The organism is Kribbella sp. NPDC048928, from assembly GCF_043197975.1.
Taxonomy (GTDB): domain Bacteria; phylum Actinomycetota; class Actinomycetes; order Propionibacteriales; family Kribbellaceae; genus Kribbella.
This window is the reverse complement of sequence record NZ_JBICUC010000001.1, coordinates 976,379-981,083: the sequence shown is the minus strand read 5'-3', so window position 1 is coordinate 981,083 and position 4,705 is coordinate 976,379. Positions and strand designations below refer to the sequence as shown.

At 68.2% G+C, this 4,705-nt stretch carries 4 protein-coding genes; 2 read left to right on the top strand and 2 right to left on the bottom strand.

The window, feature by feature from the left end; genetic code table 11:
* Positions 1–382 precede the first annotated feature (382 nt).
* Entirely contained in the window at positions 383–973 is a 591-nt protein-coding gene (locus ACGFI6_RS04695; RefSeq protein WP_393115261.1) for a dihydrofolate reductase family protein, read from the bottom strand.
* A 234-nt stretch (positions 974–1,207) separates the two neighbouring features.
* On the bottom strand, positions 1,208–1,864 hold the full coding sequence (locus ACGFI6_RS04690; protein WP_393115260.1) for a TetR/AcrR family transcriptional regulator: 657 nt from the start codon (positions 1,862–1,864) through the stop codon (positions 1,208–1,210).
* 67 nt (positions 1,865–1,931) lie between these two features.
* Here ACGFI6_RS04690 and ACGFI6_RS04685 point away from each other — a divergent pair, with 67 nt between their 5' ends.
* Positions 1,932–3,386 carry a flavin-containing monooxygenase gene (locus ACGFI6_RS04685; RefSeq protein ID WP_393115259.1) on the top strand — a complete coding sequence of 485 codons (1,455 nt, stop codon included), beginning with the start codon at positions 1,932–1,934 and terminating at the stop codon, positions 3,384–3,386.
* Positions 3,387–3,425: 39 nt separating this feature from the next.
* On the top strand, positions 3,426–4,705 hold a 1,280-nt coding region (locus tag ACGFI6_RS04680; RefSeq protein WP_393115258.1), incomplete at its 3' end, for a hypothetical protein.

The following is a 4,705-nucleotide window of genomic DNA, read 5'->3' as shown; positions in this document are numbered from 1 at the left end:
CGAGTTCCGGCTCGTGTGTCGCGCGTTCCGGCTGTCGCATGTCCCGCGTTCCCCATTGCTGCGCGGTTTCGCGTTCCGGCATTCCCTCGTTGTGGCGCTGTCGTGCGTTCCCTGCGTTCCCCTTGCCTGCGTGCCCCGAGCCTGCGTTCCCCGAGCCTCGGGCCCCGTTCCGCGTTCCGCGTACCCGCGTACCCGCGTTCCACGTTCCGCGTTCCACGTGCCCGCATGCCTGCGTGCCCGCGTGCCCGCGTGCCCGCGTGCCCGCGTGCCCACGCCCCGTGCCCGCGTGCCCCGTTCCGCGTGCCCACGCCACGTGCCCGCGTGCCGCGTTGTGTGTTCCTGCGTGCTGGGTTTCCGTGTGCCGGGGTGGGGGTGCGGGTTGTTAAGGGAGTTGGTAGATGAGGTGGGTTACTCCGGTGCCGGGGATGGTTTGGGGGTCGGTGAAGGTTGGGGTGGTGGTTAGGCCTTCGAGGAAGCGGGTGCCGGAGGTGAGGGTGGTGGGGACGAGGTCGATGCGGAGTTCGTCCAGGAGGTTGGCGGTCAGGGCTTGGGTGACTGTGGTGCCGGGGCCGACGCCTACGTTGTGCGGGCCGGCGGCGGCGCGGGCTTGAGTGATCGCGGACTCCAGGCCGTCGGTGACGAAGGTGTACGGGGTGTCGGTGTTCTGCCAGCCGGCCGGTGGTTCGTGGGTGACGACGAAGACGGGTTTGCCGAGTGGGTGCGAGCCGTTCCAGCCGTTGGTGGTGTCGAAGAGGCGGCGGCCGACGACTATCGCTCCGGTGGTTTCGAGGAGGTCGAGGAGGTAGGCGGCGGTGGCGGCGTTCGTGCGGTAGGTGAGGCGATCCGGCTGTGCGGACGGCGTTTCGACGTCTCCCGCCGTGCACCAAGCGAACAGCTTGTCGAAGCCGGTTCCGTCGGGGCCGGCGATGTAGCCGTCCAGCGAGACCGATGCCTGGGCGAAGACCTTCGTCATCTGTGCATCCCTTTCATCGCGTCCATCGCGTCCAAGTCATCGCACTGGGGTCCGACGGCGATGGCGGTCTGGAGTCGTTAGTTGCCGGTACGTCGGAGTCGTGGCGCGGTTCTCGACGGGGTTGCCAGAGTTTGTGTGGCCTGGGGGAGGGGGATGCGGCGCGGAGGGCGAGGTGCGGCGGACCCGGGGTACAGCCGCCGCCAACCGCTGCGGCTTGCTGCGGCTTGAGTTGGGTCAGGTTGTTTTGAGGGTTTGGAGGCCTTGCCAGAGGAGGTCGTGGAGGGTGCGGGCGACCTTTTCGGGCGTGGGCGGAGTTGGGGTGCGGGAGCGCCAGATGGCTAGCCGTTCGGTGGCGCCGGAGATGCTTTGGGCGACGATCTGGATCTCGTCGTCGTCGGTTGGGCGGTCGTTCGGGAGGTTCATCCGGACCATGGTGGCGATGAGTTCGATGAAGGCGGCGCGTACTTCGTCGGTGGCCTCGGCGGCGGGGCCGGCGCTCAGCATGCCTTCGTCGACGAGGACCGACCAGGCTTGGGGATGTTCGTCGAGGAAGCGGAACCAGGCGAGGAAGCCGGCGTACAGCGCGTCCTCGGCGTCGGCGGCGGCCAGGACCGCGTCGGAGACGGTGTCCAGGAGTTGGCCGCGCAGGCGTGCGAGGCAGGCGAGGAACAGGCCGTCCTTCGAGCCGTAGTACTGGTAGATCAGCGGTTTCGAGACGCCTACTTCCGCGGCGACGTCGTCCATCGACGTGCCCTGGTAACCGCGTTCGCCGAAGATCCGCTCGGCCGCCTCGAGCATCTCGCGCTCCCGAGCGGCACGGTCCCGCCGGCGTTTCGGCGCAGCAGCAGGTCCGGCGGGGGGCTCGGTTGTGGGTGGAGTGGTGGGCGTCACTTGCGCAGCTTAACTGACTCCGAGTAACTTACTGCGAGTAAGTTCCACAGCCGAGCGGAGGCCTCAGATGAACGAGCAGCACCGGATCGTGGTGGTCGGGACCGGGTTTGCGGGGATCGGGATGGCTGTTCGGCTGAAGCAGGCTGGGTACGACGACTTCGTCGTGCTGGAGCGGGCCGACGATGTCGGCGGGACGTGGCGGGACAACACGTACCCGGGCTGCCGGTGTGACGTGCCGTCGCATCTGTATTCGTTCTCGTTCGCGCCGAATCCGGAGTGGTCGTCGACGTTCTCGCCGCAGCCCGAGATCGAGGAGTACCTGCGCAACGTCACCGACAAGTTCGGCATCAGGCAGCACATCCGGTTCGGGCACGGGGTCGAAGCGGCGCGCTGGATGGACGGCAAGTGGCAGGTCGAGACGACGCAGGGGACGTTTACCGCGGACATCCTGTTGTCCGGTATGGGCCCGCTCGCCGAGCCGTCGTCGCCGAAGCTTCCGGGGATCGAGCACTTCGAGGGTGAGGTCTTCCACTCCGCGCGCTGGAACCACGACCTGGACCTGAGCGGTCGCAAGGTCGCCGTGATCGGTACTGGTGCGTCGGCGATCCAGTTCGTGCCGGCGATCCAGCCGGAGGTCGAGGAGTTGCACCTGTTCCAGCGGACGCCGCCGTGGGTGATGCCGCGTCCCGACCGGAAGATCTCGCAGGTCGAGAAGGCGGTCTACCGGCGGTTCCCCCTGGTGCAGAAGGCTGTTCGGGCCGGGATCTACTGGGGTCGCGAGTCGATGGTGCTCGGATTCGCGAAGCTGCCCGCGATTATGAAGCAGGCGCAGAAGGTCGCCGAGAAGCACCTCCGTAATCAGGTCCGCGACCCCCTCCTGCGGGCCAAGCTGACGCCGGACTTCACACTCGGCTGCAAGCGGGTGCTGATCTCGGACGACTACTACCCGGCGCTGGCGCGGCCGAACGTCGAGGTGGTGACCGACGGGATCGCCGAGGTCACACCGACCGGCGTCGTCACCAGCGAGGGTGTGAAGCACGAGGTCGACACCATCATCTACGGCACCGGCTTCAAGGTCACCGACCTGCCGGTGATGGACATGGTGCACGGCCGCGACGGCGTCTCGCTCAGGCAGGCGTGGAGCGACGGCATGGAGGCGCATCTCGGTACGGCGATCGCCGGCTTCCCGAACTTCTTCATGCTGATCGGCCCGAACACCGGCCTCGGGCACAGCTCGATGGTGTTCATGATCGAGTCCCAGATCGCGTACATCGTGGACGCGCTGAAGACGATGGATGCCGAGGGCATCAAGCAGGTCGAGGTACGGCCGGACGTGCAGCGCGCGTTCGTCGACGGGGTCCGCGCCTCGATGCGGAACACGATCTGGACGCGCGGCGGCTGCACCAGCTGGTACCTCGACGCGGAGGGCCGCAACACCACGCTCTGGCCGTCGTTCACGTTCCGGTTCCGGCAGCTTACTCGGCGGTTCGATCCCCAGGAGTATCAGACCCTCGCTATGTGACATCACGCGTGTTACATTCGATCGGTCGGATAGGCCGGCGTGATCGGAGGCGCGGCGGTGCTGGAGCTCCTGGTGCCACTGCACGGGATCGGCGGTCGAGGGGACCTGCCGGTGCCGTTGTGGCTGGCCATCTACTCCGCAGGTGCCGCGGTCGCGGTGTCGTTCTTCGCGCTGGCCGCGTTCTGGACGCGCCCGCGGTTCGAGGGGACCGCGGGCGCGCCGCTCGTTGGAAGCACGGGCGCGCCGGGCGTTGGGATCGCGGGCGCGTCGCTCGTTCACCTGACCCGGATCGTCGACCGGCCGGTGACTCGCGCCGTTTTCAAGCTCGCCGGTCTGGCTGCGTTCGCACTGCTCCTCGGGACGGCGTGGTTCGGCAGCGCTGACCCGGCGAGCAACCCGGCGCCGACCTGGCTGTACGTCTGGAGCTGGGTCGGCATCATCCCGCTCTCCCTGCTCTGCGGCCCGATCTGGCGCCTCGCGAACCCGTTCCGGACGATCGCCGGTCTGGTACGGCGTACGTCGTACCGGCAACTGCCTGAAGGGATCGCGTACTGGCCCGCGGTCGCCGGGCTGGCCGGGTTCCTGTGGCTCGAACTCGTCTACCCGGACGGCTCCGAACCGCGGACCATCGCGCTCGCCGTCACCGTGTACGCGGTCGTGAATGTTGCCGCCGGCATCATCTTCGGCCCGCGCTGGTTCGCGATCGGGGACAGCTTCGAGGTGTACGCCGAAGTGCTCGGCCGACTGAGCCCTGTCGGACGTGGCGCCCGCGGCTCGCTCGTACTGCGGAACCCGTTGGCCGGACTCGCCACGATGCCGCAGCGGCCGGGGCTCGTCGGGCTGCTGTGTTTGTTGCTCGGGTCAACGGCCTTCGACGGGATCTCGCGCTGGTCGGCCTGGTCCCGGCTGACCGGTGAACTCGGCCGGCCGCAGCACCTCCTGGTCTACACAATGGGTCTGATTGTCGCGGTGGCGATCGTCACCGGCCTGTACCTGCTGGCTGCTCGGACGTCTGGTACGGCGCTGGTCCCGCCGGGCGCGTTCGTGCATTCGTTGGTGCCGATCGCGATCGGGTACGCCGTGGCGCACTACTTCTCGTTCGCGATGTTCCAGGGGCAGGACGGGTGGCTGCTCGCGACGGATCCGTTCGGGCGTGGGTGGGACTTGTTCGGGACGAGCGGGACGCGGATCGACTATGCGTTCCTCGGTACGAGCCTTATTGCGGGGGTCCAGATCGGCGGGGGGGGGGGGGGGCCCCGACTACGGGGGGTGGTCGCCGCCCGAACGCCGCCGTCTTTGGTAAGGGGCCCCCCCTTGGG

Excerpts from the sequence above, each read along its gene's own strand:
- ACGFI6_RS04685 (WP_393115259.1), top strand. The coding sequence starts at position 1,932 with ATGAACGAGCAGCACCGGATCGTGGTGGTCGGGACCGGGTTTGCGGGG.
- ACGFI6_RS04695 (WP_393115261.1), bottom strand. The coding sequence starts at position 973 with ATGACGAAGGTCTTCGCCCAGGCATCGGTCTCGCTGGACGGCTACATC.